The 22,624-nt window shown below is 63.6% G+C and carries 26 protein-coding genes and 1 riboswitch; of the genes, 12 read left to right on the top strand and 14 right to left on the bottom strand.

Annotation, left to right across the window (positions count from 1 at the left end):
• Positions 1-34 precede the first annotated feature (34 nt).
• A complete protein-coding gene (locus CH289_RS10845) occupies positions 35-538 on the bottom strand; it encodes a GNAT family N-acetyltransferase (RefSeq protein ID WP_256977133.1) in 504 nt (167 codons plus the stop codon).
• A 42-nt stretch (positions 539-580) separates the two neighbouring features.
• A riboswitch (ZMP/ZTP riboswitch) is annotated at positions 581-661 on the top strand.
• A 24-nt stretch (positions 662-685) separates the two neighbouring features.
• Between CH289_RS10845 and CH289_RS10840 the strand changes: the two genes are divergently transcribed.
• Positions 686-1,192 carry a GNAT family N-acetyltransferase gene (locus CH289_RS10840; protein ID WP_094727891.1) on the top strand — a complete coding sequence of 169 codons (507 nt, stop codon included), beginning with the start codon at positions 686-688 and terminating at the stop codon, positions 1,190-1,192.
• 193 nt (positions 1,193-1,385) lie between these two features.
• On the opposite strand, the gene CH289_RS10830 is transcribed toward CH289_RS10840, so the two are convergent.
• Complete coding sequence (locus tag CH289_RS10830) at positions 1,386-1,964, bottom strand: hypothetical protein (protein WP_094727890.1); 579 nt, start codon at positions 1,962-1,964, stop codon at positions 1,386-1,388.
• A gap of 649 nt (positions 1,965-2,613) precedes the next feature.
• Positions 2,614-3,063 (bottom strand): response regulator transcription factor, encoded by a 450-nt coding sequence (locus CH289_RS10820; RefSeq protein WP_256977132.1) that lies wholly within the window; start codon positions 3,061-3,063, stop codon positions 2,614-2,616.
• Positions 3,064-3,132: 69 nt separating this feature from the next.
• Between CH289_RS10820 and CH289_RS10815 the strand changes: the two genes are divergently transcribed.
• The 3 genes from CH289_RS10815 to CH289_RS10805 are packed head-to-tail and all read left to right on the top strand — an operon-like array spanning position 3,133 to position 4,338.
• Positions 3,133-3,552, top strand: coding sequence for a MarR family winged helix-turn-helix transcriptional regulator (locus tag CH289_RS10815; RefSeq protein ID WP_094727888.1), 420 nt, complete (start codon positions 3,133-3,135; stop codon positions 3,550-3,552).
• 34 nt (positions 3,553-3,586) lie between these two features.
• A complete protein-coding gene (locus tag CH289_RS10810; protein WP_094727887.1) occupies positions 3,587-4,012 on the top strand; it encodes a hypothetical protein in 426 nt (141 codons plus the stop codon).
• Positions 4,009-4,338, top strand: a complete 330-nt coding sequence (locus CH289_RS10805; protein WP_094727886.1) for a rhodanese-like domain-containing protein — start codon at positions 4,009-4,011, stop codon at positions 4,336-4,338. Before CH289_RS10810 ends, CH289_RS10805 begins: the two co-directional genes overlap by 4 nt.
• A 6-nt stretch (positions 4,339-4,344) precedes the next feature.
• Here CH289_RS10805 and CH289_RS10800 read toward each other — a convergent pair whose 3' ends face one another.
• From CH289_RS10800 to CH289_RS10775, 6 genes are all read right to left on the bottom strand, one after another.
• Positions 4,345-4,914, bottom strand: a complete 570-nt coding sequence (locus CH289_RS10800; RefSeq protein ID WP_094727885.1) for a hypothetical protein — start codon at positions 4,912-4,914, stop codon at positions 4,345-4,347.
• Between the two features lie 111 nt (positions 4,915-5,025).
• Positions 5,026-5,604: an FKBP-type peptidyl-prolyl cis-trans isomerase gene (locus CH289_RS10795; protein ID WP_020111106.1), complete on the bottom strand. Its 579-nt coding sequence runs from the start codon at positions 5,602-5,604 to the stop codon at positions 5,026-5,028.
• A gap of 49 nt (positions 5,605-5,653) precedes the next feature.
• Positions 5,654-5,995: a DUF2200 domain-containing protein gene (locus tag CH289_RS10790; protein WP_020111107.1), complete on the bottom strand. Its 342-nt coding sequence runs from the start codon at positions 5,993-5,995 to the stop codon at positions 5,654-5,656.
• 81 nt (positions 5,996-6,076) lie between these two features.
• Positions 6,077-6,886: an alpha/beta fold hydrolase gene (locus tag CH289_RS10785; protein WP_094727884.1), complete on the bottom strand. Its 810-nt coding sequence runs from the start codon at positions 6,884-6,886 to the stop codon at positions 6,077-6,079.
• Between the two features lie 49 nt (positions 6,887-6,935).
• Entirely contained in the window at positions 6,936-7,829 is an 894-nt protein-coding gene (locus CH289_RS10780) for an NYN domain-containing protein (RefSeq protein ID WP_033190024.1), read from the bottom strand.
• A 102-nt stretch (positions 7,830-7,931) separates the two neighbouring features.
• The gene (locus tag CH289_RS10775) at positions 7,932-8,111 is read right to left on the bottom strand and encodes a hypothetical protein (RefSeq protein WP_256977128.1); all 180 of its coding nucleotides are present in this window, start codon (positions 8,109-8,111) and stop codon (positions 7,932-7,934) included.
• A gap of 260 nt (positions 8,112-8,371) precedes the next feature.
• Here CH289_RS10775 and CH289_RS10770 point away from each other — a divergent pair, with 260 nt between their 5' ends.
• Complete coding sequence (locus CH289_RS10770) at positions 8,372-10,726, top strand: transketolase-like TK C-terminal-containing protein (RefSeq protein ID WP_094727883.1); 2,355 nt, start codon at positions 8,372-8,374, stop codon at positions 10,724-10,726.
• A gap of 156 nt (positions 10,727-10,882) precedes the next feature.
• Here CH289_RS10770 and CH289_RS10765 read toward each other — a convergent pair whose 3' ends face one another.
• The 4 genes from CH289_RS10765 to CH289_RS10750 form a co-directional block, all read right to left on the bottom strand.
• Positions 10,883-11,680 carry an amino acid ABC transporter ATP-binding protein gene (locus CH289_RS10765; RefSeq protein WP_019667572.1) on the bottom strand — a complete coding sequence of 266 codons (798 nt, stop codon included), beginning with the start codon at positions 11,678-11,680 and terminating at the stop codon, positions 10,883-10,885.
• A complete protein-coding gene (locus tag CH289_RS10760; RefSeq protein ID WP_019667571.1) occupies positions 11,677-12,417 on the bottom strand; it encodes an amino acid ABC transporter permease in 741 nt (246 codons plus the stop codon). Before CH289_RS10760 ends, CH289_RS10765 begins: the two co-directional genes overlap by 4 nt.
• Before the next feature lie 5 nt (positions 12,418-12,422).
• Complete coding sequence (locus CH289_RS10755; protein ID WP_019667570.1) at positions 12,423-13,301, bottom strand: ABC transporter substrate-binding protein; 879 nt, start codon at positions 13,299-13,301, stop codon at positions 12,423-12,425.
• A gap of 196 nt (positions 13,302-13,497) precedes the next feature.
• On the bottom strand, positions 13,498-14,514 hold the full coding sequence (locus CH289_RS10750; protein ID WP_019667569.1) for a LacI family DNA-binding transcriptional regulator: 1,017 nt from the start codon (positions 14,512-14,514) through the stop codon (positions 13,498-13,500).
• A 194-nt stretch (positions 14,515-14,708) separates the two neighbouring features.
• On the opposite strand from CH289_RS10750, the gene CH289_RS10745 reads away from it, so the two are divergent.
• The 5 genes from CH289_RS10745 to CH289_RS10725 all read left to right on the top strand — a co-directional run bounded on the left by CH289_RS10745 (position 14,709) and on the right by CH289_RS10725 (position 19,581).
• Positions 14,709-15,674 (top strand): dihydrodipicolinate synthase family protein, encoded by a 966-nt coding sequence (locus CH289_RS10745; RefSeq protein WP_037107872.1) that lies wholly within the window; start codon positions 14,709-14,711, stop codon positions 15,672-15,674.
• Positions 15,664-16,812: an NAD(P)/FAD-dependent oxidoreductase gene (locus CH289_RS10740; RefSeq protein WP_256977126.1), complete on the top strand. Its 1,149-nt coding sequence runs from the start codon at positions 15,664-15,666 to the stop codon at positions 16,810-16,812. Before CH289_RS10745 ends, CH289_RS10740 begins: the two co-directional genes overlap by 11 nt.
• 27 nt (positions 16,813-16,839) lie before the next feature.
• Positions 16,840-17,226: an allophanate hydrolase-related protein gene (locus tag CH289_RS10735; RefSeq protein ID WP_019667566.1), complete on the top strand. Its 387-nt coding sequence runs from the start codon at positions 16,840-16,842 to the stop codon at positions 17,224-17,226.
• The gene (gene hydA, locus CH289_RS10730; protein ID WP_094727882.1) at positions 17,223-18,611 is read left to right on the top strand and encodes a dihydropyrimidinase; all 1,389 of its coding nucleotides are present in this window, start codon (positions 17,223-17,225) and stop codon (positions 18,609-18,611) included. Before CH289_RS10735 ends, hydA begins: the two co-directional genes overlap by 4 nt.
• Before the next feature lie 88 nt (positions 18,612-18,699).
• Complete coding sequence (locus CH289_RS10725) at positions 18,700-19,581, top strand: alpha/beta fold hydrolase (protein WP_020111116.1); 882 nt, start codon at positions 18,700-18,702, stop codon at positions 19,579-19,581.
• A gap of 7 nt (positions 19,582-19,588) precedes the next feature.
• Here the strand turns inward: CH289_RS10725 and CH289_RS10720 are convergent, their stop codons facing one another.
• On the bottom strand, positions 19,589-20,470 hold the full coding sequence (locus CH289_RS10720; RefSeq protein WP_179276789.1) for an alpha/beta fold hydrolase: 882 nt from the start codon (positions 20,468-20,470) through the stop codon (positions 19,589-19,591).
• 120 nt (positions 20,471-20,590) lie between these two features.
• On the opposite strand from CH289_RS10720, the gene CH289_RS10715 reads away from it, so the two are divergent.
• Positions 20,591-21,187: a TetR/AcrR family transcriptional regulator gene (locus CH289_RS10715; protein WP_094727880.1), complete on the top strand. Its 597-nt coding sequence runs from the start codon at positions 20,591-20,593 to the stop codon at positions 21,185-21,187.
• A 97-nt stretch (positions 21,188-21,284) separates the two neighbouring features.
• On the top strand, positions 21,285-22,624 hold a 1,340-nt coding region (locus tag CH289_RS10710), incomplete at its 3' end, for a 13E12 repeat family protein (RefSeq protein ID WP_256977124.1).

Raw genomic sequence — 22,624 nt, 5'->3', positions numbered from 1 at the left:
TGCGTCGACCGCTACACGGCCCGAACACGAGAGTTCAACCTGCGCACACGACCTGCTTCGTCATGACGATCTCGAGCTCGTCCGGCGCCAAGGGATAGGGAACGGTCTCACCTGTGGTTGCGAACCCCATGCGTCGGTAGAAGGCCTGAGCCCGGCCGTTCGCCTCGTGGACTTCCAGAATCAAGGTACGGTGCCCTTGTCGATACACCCACTGCTCGATCTCGCGCAACAGTGCGTCGGCGACGCCCCCTCCACGCGCCGTCGGCGATACGTAGACGCCGAGCAGGAAGACTTTGCCGTCCTCGATGCGTGCACGCATGATTCCGAGCCACGCGTCCGTGTCGTCCACTGCAGCGAAGCCGCAGGACAACGCCGAGTTCGTGCTCTCGGCGCGCTGTTGCCACTGGTTGTCGGTCTGGGCCGTCGCGGAGTCGAGCGTCTCGACGAAGGCCTTCGGTGAATCCGCCAGCATCTCCAACCTCTGATCGCGGAACGACTGCCAGGATCGTCCGTCGACAGGCATTATGCGGAAAGACACAGCGACCAGACTAACCGAGCGCCACCCTGGGCACTGCTACATTTTTCTGCAGGCGACTGGCGAAGGATGGGTCACCATCAGGGAGCCTGTGAACGCGAAACATCGTCCGCCTGGGTGTTTCACCGATACCGGTGAAAGAGAGGACCCATGCTCGACGTGCGGGCCGCCCGAACAGACGATGCAACAGCTATTTTGGCTCTTCGACATGCTGCCGAGGACTGGCTGGCATCTCGCTCGATCGACCAGTGGACTCCGGGTGAAGTTCCGCTGTCCACCGTTAGACTGCAGGTCTCGCGCGGTGAGTTCGTCGTCGCTCGGTATCCCGGGTCGTCGACAATCGTGGCCGCAATGCGCACGATACGGTCGGACCCCGAGATCTGGCCCGACGACGGCGACGCGTTGTACGTGCACGGACTCGTCATCGATCGCTGTCATGCGGGCACTGGCCTGGGTGCAGCCATGCTCGACCACGCGGCCCGCTCGGCAGCCGACGCAGGTATCTCGCGTGTTCGATTGGATTGCGCCGAAACCAATCCTACGCTCCGCCGGTACTACCTCGGTCAAGGTTTCGCCGAAGTCGGTCGTCGCGAATTCGAGGACGGAAAATGGTTCAGCGTGACACTCTTCGAGAAACATCTGAAGATGTTGTCATAGGCCTACTTTCGCGCTCGCAGTCTTTCGGGAGATGATCGCGTTCGCACGGTCATCGCTGCGCATACAACGACGACTGCACCACCCAGCGCCGCCGACCACGTCAAGTACTCGTGAAGAATGACTGCAGCCCAACCAAGACTCAGAACGGGCTGAACAAGTTGAACCTGGCTGACGTTGGTGATTGTGAACGGGCTCAGTACTCTTCGATGGAGCTGCACTGGACGAAGCCCGTGACAGCAACGGAATTGGATTTCTCCATCAAGTCGTACACATCGGCGACGGCTGAGAATCCCACCCCGGGCTCTGGGCCTTCGCGGATGTCGATGACCAGATTGTCCAGCGCGCGGAGGTCGTGATGGACACCGTCTTCGCTGACGTAGGCCATGGTCAAGCTTGCCGTAGGCCCAGGCACTGCAGCGCCGGCCTCTTCCGGATAGCTGACCAGATCGATACTGAAGTCTTGACCAGGTTTGTCACTTCCACTGTCGAAAAGATCGAACGCACTGGTAGTCGCAGAATAACTGGTGCTGTCGACGGTGGCCCGCCGCGCGCACCGAGTCTCGATACCTTCCGCGAGATAGCTTTCGTTTCGCCAGCCGGTCTCGAACCTGATGAACGTTCCCTGACCGATGGCAGCCGGGGCCACGGGTACCGGATAGAGGTCGGCATCGACAGAGCCCTGGTCGGCGGCGCACCCGGAGAGTATCGACAATGCAGATACGAGTGCGCCGACACGGACGATCCGCTTCGTGTCGTTCGGTGCCGTCGACATGCCCACTCTCCTGGTGCACTGGTATCGGGTAATCACGTACCCATCGGTCTCCTCCGCGAGTCAACTTACCCGACGGTCGAGTTCACACCGATTTTCCCACGGCGTCGGCTAGGTTCGGGATGACCAGTCAACGGGGGACCCATGCCGCATGTCGACACTTCGTCCGGCCCGATCCATTACACCGACTCCGTGGACGTTCGACAATTTTCCGCGCGACCCGCCCGACCGGCGGTGACACTCTGCCGATTCCCAGGCGGCACGACGCTGTTCCTGAAGCGTCTTGCAACACGCTTCGTGCGACACGACAAACGTACGTGGGGCGGTCTCAGTAAGTCCGGGATTCCCGATGAGGTTCTCGACGACTGGTTCGCGCCGGCATCTCGCTCTCGCGAAATACGACGCGATCTACGTAAGTTCTGCACTGGGACGCCTCCTCGAACGACACTGCTGGAGTGGGCTGCTCGACTCGCGTCGTTCCCGCGACCGGTTCTCGTCGTTTGGGCAACCGAAGACCGAATGATGCCGCTGGAGCATGCACACCGTCTGCAAAACCTGTTCCACGACTCTCGTCGAGTGCTGATCGACAATTCTTGGACACTGATACCGGAAGACCAACCGGAGAAATTCGCCGCGGCACTTCGGGAATTCGTCAGCCTCGCAGGTAGGTGAGGACGGCGAGTACGCGCCGGTGCCCGTCGATGTCGCTGGGAAGGTCGAGTTTGAGAAAGACGTTTCTGATGTGCTTGTTCACAGCGGGGACGCTGAGTTCCAAAGACCTTTCGATTTCGGAGTTCGATCTGCCCTCGGCCATGAGGGCGAGGACCTCTTTTCCCGTTTGCTGAGGCGGTCGAGCGGGCGCGTCCGTCGGTGAAGTAGGTGACGGACCACCTCGGGATCGACGATGGTCCCGCCCGATGCGATTCGTTCCACCGCGTCGCTGAAATTCCGTAACTGCACCGATGCGGTCCTCGAGCAGGCATATCGATCGGATCGCTCGGCTACCTTTCGTGTTCAGCGTCGCCCCGGAAGCATCACCGAATTGCACGAGGACGATTACTTTCACAATCGCCAGATAGTTCGCCTCAGTGATACAGGGCATCTGACCAACTGAGCACGAATTCTCGAGCCGCACCACACGGACCGACCCGGCCGTCGGTAATCTGCCGGTATGTCCGCGCCTGTTCCGTTCAGTCCCACGATTACGTTGCTCACGGTGGCGAGGGTGTGGGATGCGGCGTTCGCGGAGGCGCTGAAGCCGCTTGGGCTGACGACGCGGAAGTACGGGCTGCTGGGCCATATTCGCGGTACGCCTGGGATTTCGTTCAGTGAACTTGCGCGTCGCTCTCGCATCACTGTGCAGAGCGCGCACAGTGCGGTCGCCGGATTTGTCAGTTCCGGCCTGGTCGACGACGGCACGGCGCAGGCCGGGGCCGCGTCGACGCTGCGGGTGACGAACGCAGGTATGAGACTGCTGGACGATGCAGCTCAGGCTGTAACCGCCCTGGATGTGCAGTTCGCCGAGAATCACCCCGAACTGACGGAGGCCTTACGGGAGCACATGCTGCGGGTGATGTCGGCCACGGAGTGATCGACACCGATGACCTTCAGCTAGGCTGAAGGTCATGGAATCGTTGTTGCTCTCCATCCACGTGGTGGCGGGAATCCTCTTCGTCGGCCCGGTCGCCGTCGTCGCAAGCCTGTTCCCGAAGTACGCGTCGCCCGGACACAGCATCGACGTCGCAAAGGCACTCCATCGCATCACCCGCGTCTACGGCCTACTGGCCATCGTCGTGCCCGTCGTCGGACTGGTACTCGCTGCTGTTCAAGGGCGCATCGGTGAAGTGTGGATCAGCGTCGCTCTCGTGCTGACGATCGTGGCCGGCGGCCTGTTGGCCTTGCTCATCGCACCCATGCAGAGCGAGGCCCTGGCGACTCCCGACGACGGGTCAAGACTGAAGCAAATCGGCATGGCCACCGGCATTTTCAACCTGCTGTGGGTCATCGTCGTCGTACTGATGATCGTTCGCCCTGGATCGAGTTACTCATGAGCATCCGTCACTATCTGCGTAGACCACCGGCCGTCTCGGCGGAGGAGGCCGTTCGCTTGGTGGAGGAGGGCGCGCTCGTCGTCGATGTCCGACGAGAGTTCGAGTGGAACCGGACGCACATCCCGGGTGCCGTGCACGCACCGCTGGAAGTCCTGCTGGACAAGTGCATCGATTTCCCGGAGGACCAGAAGATCATCACCTTCTGCACGGGCGGGCTGCGATCAGCAGGCGCCGCGAACCTTCTGGTGGAGAACGGTTTCGACGCTGTCAACATGAGCGGCGGCTTGATCCACTGGCGTTCTGCGGGCGGGCAATTGACGACCTGACATTACTCATGCGCGCGAGGTGAGGGCCCCCAGCGACGTAGCTGTGTAACGAGAAGCGAAGAGTGTCAAGCACACTGGGACGATCCACGTGAGTGCGAAGTATTTCGAGAACGGGTCGGCGACCGCTGCCGCAACGGTCATGCTCAGGGCGGCCGCGAAGGTGCACACTGCCCACGTGGCCGAGATCCGCACGTTGAGCGAGCGAAGCCGCGGCGCACCCCAGTACTCCTTCGGCAGGCTTTCACGCGCGTACTGCTCGGTGAAGGTGACGCCGAGGGTCGACGTCGCCATCACAGCGGCGAGCACGAACAGCGCGATTGCCGACGCGTACTCCGACAGCCACGTCGACGACGGGACCGACACCAGGGACGCTGCGGCGAAACCCGCGAAGATGAGCACCGCAGTGGCGCCCAGCCACTTGATTCCTGCCCGCCCGCGGGTCCAGTGGGTGAGCACCAGTGCAACGAGCGCAACGAGGATGCTCGAGAAGAGCAGCGCGTGGTCGCCTTCGCGATGCGGCATCACGAGAAACAGCGCCCACGGCACGAATCCGAGTGCAAGACCAGGCAAGCGCATCCCGGGCCGCCCTTCGCCGAAGTCCTCGATCTGACATCATCGATTCTGCCGGGGTACGTGGCGCTGAACATCGGTCACGGCACGCAACTATTCGTGCCACGCGCCGAGAAGTTATCCGGTGACGCCCAGAATTTTGATCGCGAACACAAGACTGTCGCCGGCTTCGATTCCGGCGCGGGGCTGACCGTCCGGGTAGCCGTCGGCGGAGTTCATGGCCACAGCCACGGTCGACCCCGTCGTCTGGCCTGCGATCGCCTTCTGGAATCCGGGGACGACGCCGGTCAGCGGGAACTCCACCGGGGCTCCGCGCTGGTAACTGCTGTCGAACACCGATCCGTCGCGTCCGTTGACGCCCATGTAGCAGACCGAGACCTCGGCGTCGTCCGCCACGACAGGTCCGTCGCCGGCCTGCAACGTCTGCACCTGCGTCTGCGCGACGCTGAACGGCGCCTCGACGTCCACCACGGGAGCCGACGAATCCGTGGAACCGATGACCGACACGCTGCCGGTATCTCCCGCCAGAGTCCACTCGGGGTCGCCCGCGTCGTCCGGTTCCGCGGTGGGGCACGTCGCTGCCTCCGCTACCGACGATGCGGCGGAGGACGTCGACGCCGCCGGAGCATCGGAGTCGGAGCTACACGCAGCCAACGTCAGGACGAGTGCCGCGCTGGACACGAGAACACCGGACACCGAAACACGAGTTGATTTCACCGCAGCAACGGTACATACACCCGTCCGGTCAGGTCCGCAGCACCTTCTCCATCTTCTTTCCCTTGGCCAGTTCGTCCACCAGCTTGTCCAGGTAGCGAATCTTCTGCATCAGCGGATCCTCGACGTTCTCGACGCGCACCCCGCACACCAGACCGGTGATCGACGACGCGCCCGGATTGAGCCGTGCGTCGGCGAAGAAATCCTCGAACGTCGTTTCGGCGGAGAGATGGCGTTCCAATGCAGCACTGTCGAATCCGGTCAGCCATTCCACGACTTCACGCAACTCTTCTTCCGTGCGTCCCTTGCGTTCCAGCTTGGTGACGTACAGCGGATACACCGAAGCGACGCTGGTGGTGAAGATGCGATGCATGCGACGAGTGTAGGGCCGGGTCGAGTTGAGCGCGCCGGTCTACGTTCGTGTTGGCCCGGACGGACTTCTATGCGTACACAATCAACGGATACTTCCCAGCCAGTCCTCGAACACTGAGCCCACCAGTTCAGGTCGGTCCAAGTGAACGTTGTGCCCGGCGCCCTCCAGAACAACGAATGACTGATTTTCGTAGTAGTCGAGAAGGTCTAGTTGATCACGCCAACCGACAACGGAATCCTGTTTTCCTGTCACCACGATGTTCACCCCGCCCAGCAGCTGCCCGGCCTTGTGTTCGGGGAACGGCTCGATGTTGTAGTTGTCCAACAGTTCCGACGCGGCATCTCGATCGTGAGAGTCGAGTCCCGGCAGAACACTTCGCACGTACGCATCCCACGATCGACGCGTGTGCAGGGGGCTGATGGCCTTGAACGACGCTAGGTCGGCAGCGTCCGATTCGTCGAGATCCGATTCGAACCCGTCGTTCTCGACCGACTGTGCACCCTCGTGAACCCGCCTGTTCTCCGATGCTCGAACCGCGGGAGCGATCAACGCCGCCCCGAGTACTCTCGCCCCGTACCGGACATGGATCGATCGAGCCACGAATCCTCCGTATGACATTCCCACGAGTGCGAAATGCCTTCCTCCGAAACAGGTGTCGATGTAGGACGATACGGCGTCGACTACTGCGGCAGAGCTCATCGCGGGCAATCTGGGCGACAAACCGGATCCCGGGAGGTCGACGTAGTGGCGTTCCCAGCCATCGGACCCGAAATGGTCGTCCAACGGCAGCATCATCCGATGATCGATCGTGAGGCCGTGCAACAACAAGACCGGCGTACCTGCACCTCGAACGTGAGAGTGGAGCGTCGGAGCTTCCTTCGTCGGAGTCATGAACTGAGGGTAGAACTTCGACGATCGTCCGAGCGGAAGGACTCCTATATCACTGTTCGTCGTACTTCTCCCAGAACCGCGCGCGCAGGCGGTATCGAATTCCCTCGTCGAGGTCGTGATGCCCCATGGCGTCGGAGGCGTCGAGCAGGAGTGCCCGGTCGATATCCGGTGGGATGTTCGGCCTGGTGCGTTGCAGGCTCAGCTTGTCCTCGGGTGTGCTGCTCGCTTCCAACGATGCCAGGACGCGGGAGACCACTTCGTCGATCAGTTCGGTTTCCTCACCCGCCATCACGTACTCGGGTTGGACGGTACTGCCCGATCCGGTGGTTCCGCTGTAGACGAGAACGTTCGCGGGCCGAACGGGAGCGGGTGCCTGCGCGGTGGACGCGACGTCGAGCGGAGTGGGCACGCGGGGGCCGGGCTTGGGTCCCGGCCGGTGCGCAGGCTTGGGGACGCTCACCGGATCGGTGACGACGACGGGAGGCGGCTGCCGATCGATCTTCATGACGGCCGCATCCACGGCGGCGCCGTCGAAGAAGTCGAGTCCGTCGGACGCTCGGATCAAGTGGCGACTGACGCCGTGGGGTTTGCCGTCGTTCGTCGGGACGGTCAGGAGCAGCACTTGCACACCGTGTGCCTGTGCCTCCTCGACGGCCTCGGTCAGATCGTCGTCTCCGGACACGAGGAAGAACACGTCCGACGCGTTGCTCCTTGCGTGAGCGACGAGGTCCAGTCCGATGCGGAGGTCGACGCCCTTCTGTTCACCGTTGACCCCGAACCGGCCGAGTCGGAGCTTGACCTTGGACAGTTCACCGATGCGCTCCTGTTGGGCGTCCGGAACTCCGTTCCGCGCGGAGTCGTACCAGTACACGCGGAGTATCGGTAAGCCCGATCGGGTCTCTGCGGCGTCGACCAGAGCGGCGATCAACGTTGCGTAATCCACGAAGATTCCGCTGCGCAGAGACGTGCCTGTCCTTCGAGTTGCGGCAGAAGCCAAGAGGTAGCCGGTATCCACGTACACAGAACAGGTCGGCCGCATGGGCCACTATCTCACGGTGAACGGCTCATGCCTCATTCCGCGGACGCGCGCTCCTCGCGTCGTTCTTCGCGGCGTCAGGTTCTCGATCGTGTCCGCCGACGCTGCCGTGGTCCCGACGGCACCCGCGGTCCCGAAGAGCGCGGCAGCGGCCAGGGTGGTCAGCGCGAACTTGGTCGAATTCCTCATCTTCGTTTCCTTCGTGGATGCTGTGAGCCAGGTGCTCTTTCCATCTACGACTCTGTCGTTCATCGGAAACGAAAAACAGTGCGCCTCATCATCTTGTGCAGTGACTTCTCCATGAAAACGTGATGACAGATGTCATGGGCGGCTGCCATTGACCACTTCGACCAATTCGACGCCGCCTGGTGCACTTGAAACCGTGCATCGTGCTCAGTCTCCCGTTCGTGCATTGTGCAGTACATCGATGTCTGATCGACTGAGCAGTCATGACCAGCATCACTCCCGCCGAACATCATTCGCCCCGGGGCGCTCGTGACGATCTGCACGAGATCGCCGAGAAGGTGCTGTGGCTGTCGACGTCGATCATCCATCACGCCAATCGAGTTCGGCCCAACCCGTCGGGACTCAAAGTGGGTGGTCACCAGGCCTCGTGCGCATCGATGGTCTCGATCATGACCTCGCTGTGGTTCGAACAGCTGGAAGCCGGGGATCGCGTGTCGGTCAAGCCGCACGCTTCTCCGGTTCTCCATGCGATCAACTATCTGCTGGGTGAGCTCGACGCGAAGTACCTCACCACTCTGCGCTCGTTCGGCGGATTGCAGTCCTATCCGTCGCGTGCCAAGGATCCCGACCCCGTCGACTACTCCACGGGCTCGGTGGGAATCGGTGCCACCGCACCCATCTGGGGTGCGATGTCGCGCCGATACGTCGAAACCAGCTTCGGCGATCCCGACGAGACATCACGGCCGTCGGGCTTTTCCGGACGCCAGTACTCACTGGTCGGAGACGCCGAACTCGACGAGGGAGCCGTGTGGGAGGCGATCATCGATCCCGGTATCGCCGAGCTCGGCGAGATCGTGTGGATCGTCGACCTGAACCGTCAATCGCTCGATCGGGTGGTCCCCAACATCGCTGCACGGCGCCTCGAGAAGATGTTCGACGCCGCCGGTTGGCAGGTGATCACCGTCAAATTCGGCCGCCTCCTCGAGGATCTCTTCGCCCGTCCAGGCGGGGAAGTACTGCGCAGCCGAATTCTCGATATGCCCAACCCCGAGTACCAGCGGCTCCTCCGCTGCACCGCGGACGAACTCCGATCCCGGCTTCCCGGAACAGGCCAGGACGCGTCGGCGATCGCGGACCTGATCTCCGATCTCGACGACGCACTGCTCACCGAGTCCATCCGTAATCTCGGCGGCCACGACATGGCGGCGTTGCGCGACGCGTACTCCCGCATCGACGACACCAGGCCGACCGTCGTCATCGCCTACACCGTCAAGGGATTCGGCCTGCCGACCCAGGGTCACCCGCAGAATCATTCGTCGCTTCTGACCGTCGACGAGTACGAGGCTCTGGGTAGATCCCTCGGCGTCGATCCGGCCGATCCGTGGGCGACGTTCGCCCCGGGCAGCCCGTCGGATCTGGTGTGCGACGCGACAGCTGCTCGCCTTCGTCGCGATCCCGTCCCTGTATCCGAACCTCCCGCCGTGCCGGTCGACATCGGCCGGACACCGAAGGGCACAGCCACCACTCAGGCTGCACTGGGGCGCGTGCTCATCGATCTGACGCGGGATGCGCCGGACGCCGCGAGCCGGGTCGTCACCGTCAGCCCCGATGTCAGTTCCACCACCAACCTCGGTGGCTGGGTGAACAAGGTCGGGGTCTGGTCGTCGTCCGAGCGTCACGATTGGTTCGAGGACGACGCGGAGACGATCATGCATTGGCGGGAGAAGCCCACCGGTCAGCACATGGAACTGGGTATCGCCGAGACCAACCTCGTCGGACTCATGGGCGAACTCGGCGCCACGTGGAGTCGGTGGGGACAGCCCTTGTTCCCGATCGGGGTCATGTACGACCCGTTCGTCGAACGAGCGCTCGAGCCCTGGTCCTACGGCATCTACGCAGGTGGCCAGTCGATTCTCGTCGGCACTCCGTCCGGTGTCACTCTCGCTGCGGAGGGCGGCGCGCACCAGTCGATCAAGACTCCGTCGATCGGCCTGGAACAACCGGGGTGCATCACGTACGAGCCTGCGTTCGCCATCGATGTCGAGTGGACGCTGCTCGCCAGCATCGGCCGCCTCGGCAGGCCTGACGGCAGCTCCGCGTACCTGCGGTTGTCCACCCGTCCCGTCGATCAGACACTGGCCGACGTGCCCGCCGACCCCGCTGCCCGGGAACGGCGCCGACGCCAGGTCGTCGCCGGCGGATACCCCCTCGTCAGGCGCGACGGAGCCACGGTCACGATCGCCGCGATGGGGGCGCTGATGACCGAGGCACTCCAGGCTGCCGAACGACTCGACGGCATCGGCGTCGTCGCCGACGTCCTGTGCGTCACCAGCCCCGGCGAGCTCTACCGCGCAATCCAGGCACGCCAGGGGCACAGAGCAGGTGACTCCTGGATTCTGGATCAGCTACTGCCCGCGGATCGGGCAACGCCCCTGGTGACCGTGCTCGACGGACATCCACACACCCTGGCGTTTCTGGCCACCGTCAACAAAGTCGCGTCGACGTCGTTGGGCGTCAGTGATTTCGGTCAGGTGGGCTCACTGGACGAGGTGTACAGATACCACCACATCGACACGGACTCCATCATCGGAGCAGCCCTGGACGTCATCGGTCGATGATTCGTCGGGGGGATTCGATACCCGCAGCGGCGGGCCCGGAGGCACGAGTGTTTGAACCTCCGGGCCCTGGCTCGACCGCGGTGCCCGGGCGATCACGTCCGAACTCGGTCTTGTCTTCCACGTACCGAGGCCTTCGAAACATCGGCTCCTCAGCGGTCAGAGAATCCGGCTGAGAAATTGTTGGGTACGAGCGTTCTTCGGGTTGTCGAAGAACTCGTTCGGGGGCGCCTCCTCGACAATCTTGCCGTCGCTCATGAAGACCACACGATCCGCTGCGGCTTTGGCGAAACCCATCTCGTGGCTGACGACGACCATCGTCATGCCTTCGTCGCGGAGGCGAAGCATCACGTCGAGCACCTCGTTGACCATCTCCGGGTCCAGAGCCGAGGTCGGTTCGTCGAACAGCATCACTTCGGGTTTCATGGCAAGTGCTCGGGCGATGGCGACGCGCTGCTGTTGCCCACCGGAGAGCTGCGAGGGATAGTTCTCGCCCTTGTCCGCCAAGCCCACCAGATCGAGCAGTTCTCGGGCTTGGCGACGCGCACGGTCCTTCTGTGTGCCGAGCACGTGCCGAGGGCCGGACGCCACGTTGTCCAGTGCCGTCATCATCGGAAACAGGTTAAAGCTCTGGAACACCATGCCCGTGTGGTGACGTTGCTTCGCAATCTGTGCTTCGGACAACGGAGTTCGATTCGCATTGTCGGAGAAGCCCATCATCTCCCCACAGACACGCACCGTGCCGGACTGGATGGTCTCGAGGCAGTTCAACGTCCGCAACAACGTGCTCTTGCCACTGCCCGACGGGCCGAGAAGCAGCACTACTTCGCCCTTGTCGACGGTGAAGTCGATGTCGTCGAGGACGACCAGATCGTTGTAGGCCTTGGTCATGTTGCGCACCTCGACCATCGTCGTGGTGACTTTCCTGGCGTCGATCACTTTCGCTGCGTCGATCATCGGTTCACGGCCTCGGCTTCCATCACACTGTCGTCCAACTTGTCGGTCTTCGTGCCACCTTTGCGTCGGTAGTCACGGTCGTAGCCCCGACCCACACGGACCTCGATCATGCGCTGAATCAAGCCCCACAGCGTCGTGAGGACGAGGAAGTACAGCGCGGCGGCACACAGTCCTTCCAACACCCGGAAATTGATCTGCACCAGGAACTGGGTGCGGCGGAGCAACTCTTGCACCGAGATGACCGACACGAGCGTCGTGGTCTTGAGCAGACCGTTGAAACTGTTGCCGAGCGGCGGAATCATCACCCGTAGAGCCTGAGGCAGAACCACGACGCGGAAGACCTTTGTCGGAGACATTCCCAGCGCACGCGCTGCTTCGGTCTGACCGGTCGGAACCGAGAGCAAACCGGACCGAACGATTTCCGACAGGTACGCGGCCTCGTTGAGCACCAAGCCGAGCAACGCCGCTTCGATGACACCGAGTTTGATTCCGACCTGAGGTAGGCCGGTGTAGATGATCACCAGCTGCACCAGCAGCGGTGTTCCGCGCATGAGCCAGACGTAGAACCCGGCGATCGCGCGCAGCGGCATCAGCTTCGACGACCTCGCCGCGGCGACGACGACCGCGAGAATCAAACCGAGGATCATGCTGACGACGGTGAGCCAGATCGTGACCCACGCACCCTCGAGGAGTTGCGTGCTGGTGAGAATGGAAAAGAAGGCGTCCCAGGACCACATGTGGATCAGCTGTCCAGCGGCCCGGTACTGACGGCGATGTCGCCCTCGTACCCGGTGACGTCGTATTGCTCGAACAACTCGGGGAGGTAGCCGTCTTCACGCATCTCCGTCAGCACACGTGCGACCTCGGCGGACGACGCGCTGCCCTTGGCGAATCCCATTGCGAGAGGGGCCTCGTTGATTCCACCGACGGCCGTCTCGAAGCGTCCGTCCTCCTGGTAGAAGGACGTGACCGATTCCACGATGGAGGTTCCGTCGAGCTGTCCAGCCGAAAGAGCCTGGTAAGCATCGGCATTGGTCTTGAAGGTCTGGACCGTCAGCGGCGGCTTGCCTTCGGACGCGAACTGCTCGGACAACGCAGTGAGCGTGTCGAACTCGTAACCCGGCGCCTCGACGCCGATGGTCTTGCCGGCCAGATCGTCGACGCTGGAAATCGACTCGGGATTACCCGACGGCACCGAAATCGACACCGCCTGAACCTCGTACGGCACCAGGTCGATCGTCTCCGCACGCGCCGGGGTGTAGAACATGCCTGTGTCGATCATGTCCCAGCGTCCGCTCTGCACTCCGGGGATCTGCGCCTCGAACTCGATGTTGACGAACTTCGGCGTCAGGCACAGACGCTTGGCGATTTCCTTGCCCAGTTCGACCCGCATTCCGACGACGTCGCCATTGGCGTCGACGTACTGCATGGGAGGCAACGTGGCGTTCGTTGCCATCGTCAACGCACCCTCCTCGGCCAGATCGGAGGCCCCGAGCGTCGGCGTACAGTCCGTCGGCGCTGCCTGCTCGTCCGCAGCGGAGCTGCAGCCGGTGAGCCCTGCTGCCACGACGGCCGCGGCGGCGATTCCGAGGAGCGGAGTCCGCGTGATGATCCTGCGCATGGGTGTGCCTTTCGTTCGTCAACTGCACTGCAGCAGTGACCATTCGAATGTTCGCGAGGTGCGAGCCGATCCCGATGGGATCGATTGCATAAAGCGTCTCAGAGCATTTCGTCAGCGTCAACGTGGTTAACACGGATGACACGCGATACATGAAGTTTTAACCATTCGAGGGTGGCGGCCCCACGTACCGCGCCGCTCATGTTGTGCCCGTCACCGCGCCACACGAGGCACGCTCGACCAGCTGGGCCCCGACTCGGTAGGTCCGCCTGTCCGGCACCGCGGCCCCGTTGATCTGCTGAAACAGCAGATCCATCGCCACATTCGCCAGTTGAGCCGCACCGTTGTCGACCACGGTGATCGCCGGCTGCCACAACGCCAACCAGGGCATGTCCTCGTGGCAGATGAGGGACAAGTCGTCGGGCACGGAAACCCCTCGCGACGCCAGGGTCGGCAGAATCCCGAACACCGCCTCATGGTTGGCCGCGTAGAGCGCGGTCATGGGCTCGGGCCCGTCCAACAGCGAGTTCACGGCCTCGGCGCCGAACTCGGTCGTGAACGGCCCTTTCCTCACGATGGCCTGGTCGACGTCGATGCCCGCGTCGAACAACGCAGACCGATATCCCTCGTAGCGCTCCCGGCCCGATGTCGCGTCCTCGGTGCCGCCGATGTAACCGATCCGGCGATGTCCCAACGACACGAGGTGAGCGATGGCATCACGGGCACCGTCGAGATCGTCGGCGAGGACCGTCGACGCCTTGCTGCCCTGCACGGACCTGATGAGGTTGACCACGGCTCGGCCCTCGGCGAGCAGCGCGTTCGACGCCGCAGCGCTTCGGCCACTGCCGATGACGATGGTGCCGTCGACTCCGTGGTCGCCGAGCATCGCGAGCACGTCGTTCTCCCGAGCCGGATCAGCGTCGGTGATGCACAGCAGAACCTGGAAGCCGCTCGCCGACGCACGCTTCTGCACCACTTCGGCAACAGTGTGGAACGAGGCGTTGATCAGGTTGTTCATGACCAGGCCGATCAGATGCGAACGATTGGACCGGAGGGCACTCGCGGCACGATTCGGTCGATATCCCAGCGAGCGCGCCGCCTCCTGCACTGCAGCGCGAGTCTCGGCCGAGATCAACGACGATCCGCTCAGCGCGCGGGACGCCGTACTCCGTGACACTCCGGCGGCGTCGGCCACGTCGATCAAGGTGACCGCCATCGGTCGCCTCACCTTCCTCTCGCTGTTCACTCGGACATTCTCGGTGGCCGGTAGGGATATTGGACAGTGCCCTCGTTACAAGTACGTTTCCGGCTTGACGATCGCGGCCACCCGACGGCAGTCTATGCAATCGATCCCAAAACTTCTCCGAGACGGTCGCTCGTCCGACCGATCTCGTTCGAAAGGTCTCCATCATGAATCGCGATGATGTCGCGTGGTCCGGCTACTGGCCCGCATCCCCCACCCCGTTCACCGAGTCCGGCGCCGTCGACGCCGACGGTCTCCGCGACCTGATGAACCTCTACGCCGATGTCGCTGTGGACGGAGTCCTCGTCAACGGAAGCACCGGTGAATGGTTCAGCCAGACCGACGACGAACGCCGACAGGTCGCCGAGATCGCGATCGACGCCGTCGCCGGACGCTTTCCCGTGGTCATCGGCGTCAGCGCCTACACCGCACGCGAGTCGAGTGAACTCGCGGCGCATGCCGCATCGGCAGGCGCCGACGGTGTGCTGTCCACTCCCCCGCCGTACGTGCACACCTCCGGCGAGGAGACCTTCCGGTTCTACGAAAAAGTCTCCACAGCAACCGAACTACCGTTCATGGCGTACAACTGGCCACGCGGTGTGGCCGTCGACATGGCTGCGGTACCAGGCTTGTTCTCACGCCTCGCCGACTTGGACAACGTCGTGGCGATCAAGGACAGCACCGGCGACTGGCTGAGGATGCTCGACACCGTCGAAGCAGTATCCGATCGAGTGCGCGTGTTCGGGAGCTTCCTGCACCGCCGAGGATTGGCCACGCTGCTCGAGCTCGGTGGCGACGGCAACATCGACGGCGGTGGCGTCGGCGCCCCGTTCGCCGTTCCCTTCTATCGAGCGGTCGCGGAACGTGACGCCGACTCCGCACGCGGCTGGGTGGACAAGTACCGCGCGTTCTCCGGAAGCCTGATCAACGGCGACTACAGCGGAATTCACGCATCTCCGATTCCTCAGCTGAAGGCCGTGATGAACCTGCTCGGACAACCCGGCGGATACGTTCGCGACCCACTGTTGCCGGTCACCGATCCCGAGACCCTCGACGTGCTGCAGAACATCGTCGTGCAGTCCGGCATTCAGGATGCGTACGCGCGGCCGGTAGGGGCAAGTCATGCACTCTGAGGTCGACGTGGTCGTCATCGGTGCCGGAATCGTCGGCGCCGCGACAGCCCTTGCACTCACGCGGGCCGGCTCCCGCGTCGCCGTGCTGGATCGAACGCTGCCCAACACCGCTGGATCCGGTACGACCGCCGGCAATCTGCACATTCAGACCATTCACACCCGACGCCCCGGTCAGGGAACGGCCGTCGACGTCGAACAGCTGCTGCCACTGCAGAAGTCGACCAGCGCACTGTGGGATGTTCTCGGCGAGAGTGTTCCTGGCCTCGGCTTGAACCGCTGCGGCGGTTTCATGGTCGCGGAGACCGACGAACAGGCCCTCACGCTGCAGACGAAGCACACCTGGGAAGACGCAGCAGGGATCCCGACCGAAGTGCTGACCGGCGACGAAGCACGCCGCGCCCTCCCGTTGCTCGGGCCGAGCGTCACGGCAGCCACCTGGTGCGCGTGGGACGGGTTCGCCGAACCGGACCTCGCCGGACCGGCATTGCTGCGCCAAGCTGTCGCCGAAGGCGCAGTCCTGCACCCCGAGACCCCGGTCACCGGACTCGACCGCGTCGACGGTGTGTGGCACGTCGCCAGCCCGGCACGCACGTGGACCGCGCCCGTCGTCGTCGATGTGGCCGGACCGTGGATGGCTCGGATCGCCGCCATGGCCGGCGTCTCGCTCGATCTGGTTCCGACATCCCTTCAGATGCACTCCCTGGACGCCGCGCCCGGCACACTCGAGGTGCTGGTTCAGCATGTGGGAGAGGGAATGTCGATCAAGCAGGACCGACGTGGTCGTCTCGTCCTCGGAGGCGGTTGGCCGGCGGGGCCGTTCCACGACCATGATGCAGCGCCGACGCTGGCCGAGAGCACCGTCGGCAACCTCGCACAGGTCGCGCGGCTGCTGCCGTCCCTGCATCGCGACACGCCCACGGACACCTGGACCGGACCTGTCGTCACCACTCCGGACGAGATGCCCGTCATCGGCGAACTCGACGGTGCACCCGGACTGTTCGTGGCAGGCGGGACGTATTCGTTCACGTTCGCGCCACTGTGGGCGGATGTCCTGACCGCTCTGGTGCACGGATCGACCCCGCAGCTGGACGTCTCCACCTTCTCGCCCGCACGACTCACCCAACTCACCGCTCACTGAACGCTCCACCCCGAAAGAAGGAAGACGATGGCTCTGGTCACCATGTTCGTCAACGGGCAGGCAATGTCCGGTGGCACGCTCAACGACGCCTTGAATCGCGCGAAGTTTCTCGGCGCGGTCGACACCGCACCGAAGTATCGCTTCTACTCCGTGCGCGACGAGTTTCCTGGACTCCATCCGGTGACGACCGCGGGCTTCGTCGTCCCAGGCGAACTGTACGAGGTCGAGTACGACGTACTCCGCGAGGAACTGTTGCCGCGTGAGCCCGCCGAACTGGAACTCGGTGTCATCGAATTGGCCGACGGCACGGGATCGTTGTCGATGCGGATGCGCGAGAACTCCCTCACGGCAGCGGGAGTCGTCGACATCAGCGACCGCGGCGGCTGGTTGGCATACCTGGAGGCACAGCGATGAAGGTCGTCCGCGGCGGAACTCTCGTCGAGCCCCATTGGGCGGGCCCGGCGGACCTACTCATCGACGACGGCAAGATCGTCGCCGTACTCAGCCCCGGCAGCGAGGTCGACGAAGCCGCCGAAACGATCGATGCGACCGGAAAACTCGTCATGCCGGGCGGTGTCGATCCGCACTGCCACGTCGGTTTCACCTCCGGTGAGTTCACCTCCCTCGATTCCTATCTCGAATGCACGACAGCTGCGGTGTTCGGTGGAACGACGACGATCGTCGACTTCGCCATTCCCCGTCCCGGCCAGGAACCGCTGGATGCAGCGGAGAAGCAACGCGCCAAAGCCGAGGAAGGTGTGTGCGATTCCGCGCTGCACGCATGCGTCGTGGACTGGAACGACACGACGGCCGATCAGCTCGCGACCATGGCCGACGCCGGCATCCGCACGGTGAAGATGTTCACCACCTACGCCGGTGAGACGATGGCGAACGAACACACCATCCTCAACACGATGCAGACCACACGCGACCTCGGCGGAATGGTGATCATCCACTGCGAATCCGACGCGATCGTCACCGACGCCCAGAACTTGGCCGCGGCATCCGACGGTGTGGACGCGGCCCACATGTCGCAGACACGACCCGAACTGGCGGAAACCGCGTCGGTCGCCGCCGTTCTCGCGATTGCAGAGTCACAGCAGGCACCCGTCTACTTCGTCCACCAATCCAGCTCGGCAGCCGTGGAACTCGTCGCCGACGCCCGCAAGCGTGGGCTCGTCGCCTTCACCGAAGCCGTCGCACACCACCTGATCCTCGACGATTCCGCGTACGAGGGCGAGCACCCGGAACGTTTCGTGTGCTGCCCTCCGTTGCGTGCAGCCGATGTCGTCGAGGAATTGGGACAGCACCTGTTCACCGGCCACATCACCACCATCGGATCCGACCACTGCTGCTACGACACCGCCCAGAAGCAGGTGCACAGCCACGACGTCAGGCATATGCCGAACGGGCTACCCGGCGTCGAAACGAGATTGCCGGTGATCTTCTCGACGTTCGTGAACGGCCGTGGGCTCACCCCGAGCCGATTCGTGGAGCTCACCTCCACCAATCCCGCCCGCACCAACGGCCTGTATCCCCGCAAAGGATCGTTGATGCCGGGGGCGGACGCAGACATCGCCATCTGGGACCCGGACCTCGAATGGACCGCCGGGACGGACACCCTGCACATGGCAACCGACTACACACCCTACGAAGGGATACCGCTGCGAGGGAAGCCCGTCACGGTCCTCGTCCGCGGTGACATCGTCGTCGACGGCGGTGTACTGGTCGACGCAACGCCCCGCGGACGGCACGTCGAAGCCGCGCCCCTCGACTTCAGCGGCGCGTTCAGTATGTAGAGCCCTGTTCTCACACGATTCGGGCGAAGCGAGGAGGTCAGCAGGCGAGCAGAATCGATCCTCAGTCGCCGAGCGCTGATGAGGAGCCATGGAACAACTGGTCGATGTGAAGGTGATCTCCACTGCGCGTGGGCCCATCGAGTACGCAGTCAAAGGCTCCGGAAAACCGGTGTTGGTGCTGCACGGTTCGCCGGGCGGGATCGACGCCGCCGCCGCGATGGCGGGCTTCCTCCCCGTCGACGAGTTCCAGGCGATCTTGGTGTCGAGGCCCGGCTACCTCGGAACCGAACTGGGCGATCGCGCGACGCCGCGAGAGCAGGCTGATCTGTACGCCGCGCTGCTCGACGAGTTGGGGATCGCCAAGGTGGGCGTGCTGGCATGGTCGGGAGGCGGGCCGTCGGCCTACCAGTTCGCGGCCACACACCCGGACCGAACCGGTGCGCTCGTGGCCATTGCGTGCCTGAGCGAACACTGGGTCAACCCGACTCCGGACATCGCGTCGCGCATCTTTCAGACCACCAGAATCGGTGATTGGTTGATGCGCAAACTCGTTGCGCATCAACCACTTCAGGTAATCCAGGGCGCCGTGTCGGACGAAAGCTCCCTCAGTGGTGACGAATTCGACGAACACGTGAAATACATCGACTCCGATCCGGTGAAGAAGCAGTTCGTCCTCGACATGGCCCTCACCGCCTCACAGGTGGGCAGGCGCAAAGCGGGCTGGGACAACGATCTGGTGCAATTCGCCAAATCCGCCGACCCGGGATGGGGAGCGATCGAAGCGCCCACCTTGCTGGTGCAGGGCAGCGCGGATTCGGACGTACTGCCGGAGAACAGCGAGCACGCACACGTGGGTATCGCCGAGTCCGAATTGCTGACCCTTGACCGCGGCACCCACTTCGCGTTCTACACCCACCCCGAATCCGACGCCGCCCAAGCACGCGCACTCGAGTACCTACGGAACTGGTGACGCTCGGTCAGGCACGAACCGGATCATGGCTGTCGGTGAATGCCAAGAACCGCGGAATCACGTCGTCGGGGTTGGCCCACATCAGATCATGACCAACCCCGTCGTAGAACCCGACGTCCACGGACCTGATGTGTCGACGTGCCCGGGCCGCAGCAAGGTTCGGATCGGCGACGACCGTCTCCGCACCGAACAGTACAAGGCTCGGTGCAGTGATCGCGCCGAGCTGCGCGTCCGTGAACGTGCGGTCCCACGGCATTGCCATACGAAACTTCACCGCGGCCAGTGCGAGAGCGTATTCGTCGTCGCTGAGCACAGTCCGAGGTTGAAGCCATTCGTTGAGCTTTCGTAACCGCTTCTCCGTCGGCGCAATTCCCGCCCAGAGGAACTTCAGCAGCAGACCGATCCGCGGTCTGGCGAAGACTGCAGCGCTCGGCTCCACCATGGCCAAGCTGGCAAGACGGCCCGGCTGGTGGACCGCAACGCATGCAGCCAACCAGGCGCCCGCTGAATTCCCCGCCAGATGGAATCGCCTCTCCCCCAGGCCGTCCATGACTTCCACGAGCCAGCGGGCAACGTCTTCCGAGTTCCTTACCGGGGCGGTTTGCTTGCACCGCCCTGCCCATCCGATGACGTCCGGCGTGTAGACGACGTGGTCATGCGCCAGAGCATCGATGAATCGTCCCCACACCAGACTGTTCCCTCCGATCCCGGGCAACACGACGATCGGCAGACCTTCGCCAGTGCCGGATCGTCGGACATACGTCGATCCGAACGAGGTGTCGACGTCGACCGAAGTGGACGGCACCGGCCACCGATCAGCGATGGCGTCGTAAACGTCGGTGAACCTTCGGCTGTCCTTCTCGCTGCTGAAACGTCCGATCTTCGGCATTGTCCGGCCTCCCCGATTTAATTGATATGGACATATCACTGTTGATGATACATCCATATCAGACTTCTTGGTACGGGCTTATCATTGTTGAACCAGCATCTAGGAAGGCGGCAGACGTTCGTGCCACGATTGGTCGACCACGAAGTCAGGCGGCGTCAGGTCACCGACGCAGTGCGACGCGTCATCTGCACCGGCGGACTCGAGTCCGTCACGTTCCAGACGGTCGCAGCCGAGGCCGGGTTCTCGGTACGCCTCGTGCAGTACTACTTCGGCACCAAGAAGGAGTTCCTGCTCGCTACTCATCGCTCGGTCATGGACGACGCAGGCGCGCGCTTCATGAAACGTTGGTCCGAGCTCGGCGCCGATCCGACGCCACGCGAAGCCCTCCGCGCCGTACTGACCGAACTGCTGCCACTGGACGAACCTCGCCGCGAGGAAGTGCTGGTACTCGGCTCCTTCGGGTGGGCCGCGATCACTGGGCAAGGCATCACAGCAGAGGAGACCTTCGCCGCACCGCGAGCACTCGCAACACTCGTCGCCGACCAGCTCACGCGTGCGCGCGGTGACGCCGAATCTCCCTCAGTCGCTGCCGAACTCGATGCCGACCTCGTGCTCATGGCCGTCGGCGGACTCGCACAAGGCATGCTGCAGGGTTACAGCACAAGCCATTCCGCTGAGCAACTCATCGAACACCTCCTCGACCGGGTGCTTCACTGAGGCCTGACCAGCTTTTTGGGTGAACCTGTCGGACCCTCTGCGTATATTCGAAAGTATGTTCGATACGGGGGTTTCGGCGGGATCGAGTAGGGCGTGCGTGGCCGGCTTGGCGGGCTATGCCGCGGTGTGCCGGGTGCGGGAGAACATAGCCCGCGCGAGAACGGTGGAAGCGGTGTGCGAGATCGCCGACATCCGCCTCACCGACGCCGACACCACTGGTGGTGATGCGTTGACTGTTCTGGCGCAGGTGGTCACCGAGGTGGCGGTGACGCTGGGCCTGTCGCAGAGCGCCACGCGACCGTTGCTGACCGTCGGGCAAGAGCTGTCGCGGATGCCGCTCACAGCACTGCGGTTCGTCCTCGGCGGAATCGACTGGCCGCGGATCCAGGTACTGACCGCCGTGCTGGGCAAAGCATCCGATGCCACCATCGCAGCCCTCGAACACGAGGCCGTCGCTGCAGCGGAACGGTTGACCCCGCGATCACTACGACTGTGGTTGTGGCGACTGTGGCTCACCCACGACCGAGACGAAGCCGCAGCCGCACAAGAGCGCACGGTACGCAGTAGCCGGGGGATGCGGGTGCGCCGCGACTCCGGCGGTGCGTCGGTACTCGAAGCGATCGTCACCGACCTCGAAGGCGCCGAAGTCGACGCATTGGTGACCGAGATCGCCGCAACGGTCTGCCAGCAAGACCCCAGATCGACCACAGCGTTACGCGTCGATGGGTTGATGGCGTTGATCCACGGCGAACACGCCCTCGAATGCCAGTGCGGGCGCGGTGAGCATTGCCCGCTGGACGGTGCCGCGGACCGGCCCGATCCTCGGCGGGGTCCGCTGGTGCAGATCCTCCTCGACGCCGAAACACTGCTCGGATTACGCCAGAACCCCGCCGTACTGGCCGACGGAACCCCACTCGACCCGGAACTGGCCCGCCTCATCGCCACCGACGCCCACTGGCAAGGCCTGCTCACCGAACTCCACGACGTCCTCACCGCCCGAACATCACACACCCACCAACCCAGCTCAACCGAAACACAGACACAGGAAGCGGAGAAGACCGAGGCAGCACAGGACACCGAGATACCCGGCGACACAGGGACCCACACCGATACCGACACGGGCACACCTGTTGACGCGGGCCTAGGTGACACCGAGACCGAAGACCACGAGAGCACAGACGACGAGGCAGCTGATCGGCCCGGCACCGACGGTCCCGGGAACGCAGGAACCGGCGCTGCCGCGACGAATCAACGACAAGTACCGAGAAAAATGCTCTCGCCCCTACGGATTCGGGTGCCGCGCCTGATCCACCGCGGCCGGATCCGCCGAGCAGGAACCGTACCCACACCCACCAACGGCAGAGGTCTGCCCAGCGCCACCGGTCTGCCCAATAACACTGGTCTGCTCAGTGACACTGTTCGTGCGCAGATCACTGC

Origin of the sequence: Rhodococcus sp. RS1C4 (genome assembly GCF_002258225.1) — a bacterium.
In the GTDB taxonomy this organism is placed as follows: Bacteria; Actinomycetota; Actinomycetes; order Mycobacteriales; family Mycobacteriaceae; genus Rhodococcoides; species Rhodococcoides fascians_E.
The sequence above is the reverse complement of the archived record's forward strand: the minus strand, read 5'-3'. Positions and strand labels throughout refer to the sequence as shown.

Bases quoted from the DNA above. Each gene is read 5' to 3' on its own strand.
- CH289_RS10840 (WP_094727891.1), top strand. From the start codon at position 686: ATGCTCGACGTGCGGGCCGCCCGAACAGACGATGCAACAGCTATTTTG.
- CH289_RS10830 (WP_094727890.1), bottom strand. From the start codon at position 1,964: ATGTCGACGGCACCGAACGACACGAAGCGGATCGTCCGTGTCGGCGCA.
- CH289_RS10820 (WP_256977132.1), bottom strand. From the start codon at position 3,063: ATGCCCTGTATCACTGAGGCGAACTATCTGGCGATTGTGAAAGTAATC.
- CH289_RS10815 (WP_094727888.1), top strand. From the start codon at position 3,133: ATGTCCGCGCCTGTTCCGTTCAGTCCCACGATTACGTTGCTCACGGTG.
- CH289_RS10810 (WP_094727887.1), top strand. From the start codon at position 3,587: ATGGAATCGTTGTTGCTCTCCATCCACGTGGTGGCGGGAATCCTCTTC.
- CH289_RS10805 (WP_094727886.1), top strand. From the start codon at position 4,009: ATGAGCATCCGTCACTATCTGCGTAGACCACCGGCCGTCTCGGCGGAG.
- CH289_RS10800 (WP_094727885.1), bottom strand. From the start codon at position 4,914: ATGCGCTTGCCTGGTCTTGCACTCGGATTCGTGCCGTGGGCGCTGTTT.
- CH289_RS10790 (WP_020111107.1), bottom strand. From the start codon at position 5,995: ATGCATCGCATCTTCACCACCAGCGTCGCTTCGGTGTATCCGCTGTAC.
- CH289_RS10785 (WP_094727884.1), bottom strand. From the start codon at position 6,886: ATGACTCCGACGAAGGAAGCTCCGACGCTCCACTCTCACGTTCGAGGT.
- CH289_RS10775 (WP_256977128.1), bottom strand. From the start codon at position 8,111: ATGAGGAATTCGACCAAGTTCGCGCTGACCACCCTGGCCGCTGCCGCG.
- CH289_RS10770 (WP_094727883.1), top strand. From the start codon at position 8,372: ATGACCAGCATCACTCCCGCCGAACATCATTCGCCCCGGGGCGCTCGT.
- CH289_RS10765 (WP_019667572.1), bottom strand. From the start codon at position 11,680: ATGATCGACGCAGCGAAAGTGATCGACGCCAGGAAAGTCACCACGACG.
- CH289_RS10760 (WP_019667571.1), bottom strand. From the start codon at position 12,417: ATGTGGTCCTGGGACGCCTTCTTTTCCATTCTCACCAGCACGCAACTC.
- CH289_RS10755 (WP_019667570.1), bottom strand. From the start codon at position 13,301: ATGCGCAGGATCATCACGCGGACTCCGCTCCTCGGAATCGCCGCCGCG.
- CH289_RS10750 (WP_019667569.1), bottom strand. From the start codon at position 14,514: ATGGCGGTCACCTTGATCGACGTGGCCGACGCCGCCGGAGTGTCACGG.
- CH289_RS10745 (WP_037107872.1), top strand. From the start codon at position 14,709: ATGAATCGCGATGATGTCGCGTGGTCCGGCTACTGGCCCGCATCCCCC.
- CH289_RS10740 (WP_256977126.1), top strand. From the start codon at position 15,664: ATGCACTCTGAGGTCGACGTGGTCGTCATCGGTGCCGGAATCGTCGGC.
- CH289_RS10735 (WP_019667566.1), top strand. From the start codon at position 16,840: ATGGCTCTGGTCACCATGTTCGTCAACGGGCAGGCAATGTCCGGTGGC.
- hydA (WP_094727882.1), top strand. From the start codon at position 17,223: ATGAAGGTCGTCCGCGGCGGAACTCTCGTCGAGCCCCATTGGGCGGGC.
- CH289_RS10725 (WP_020111116.1), top strand. From the start codon at position 18,700: ATGGAACAACTGGTCGATGTGAAGGTGATCTCCACTGCGCGTGGGCCC.
- CH289_RS10720 (WP_179276789.1), bottom strand. From the start codon at position 20,470: ATGCCGAAGATCGGACGTTTCAGCAGCGAGAAGGACAGCCGAAGGTTC.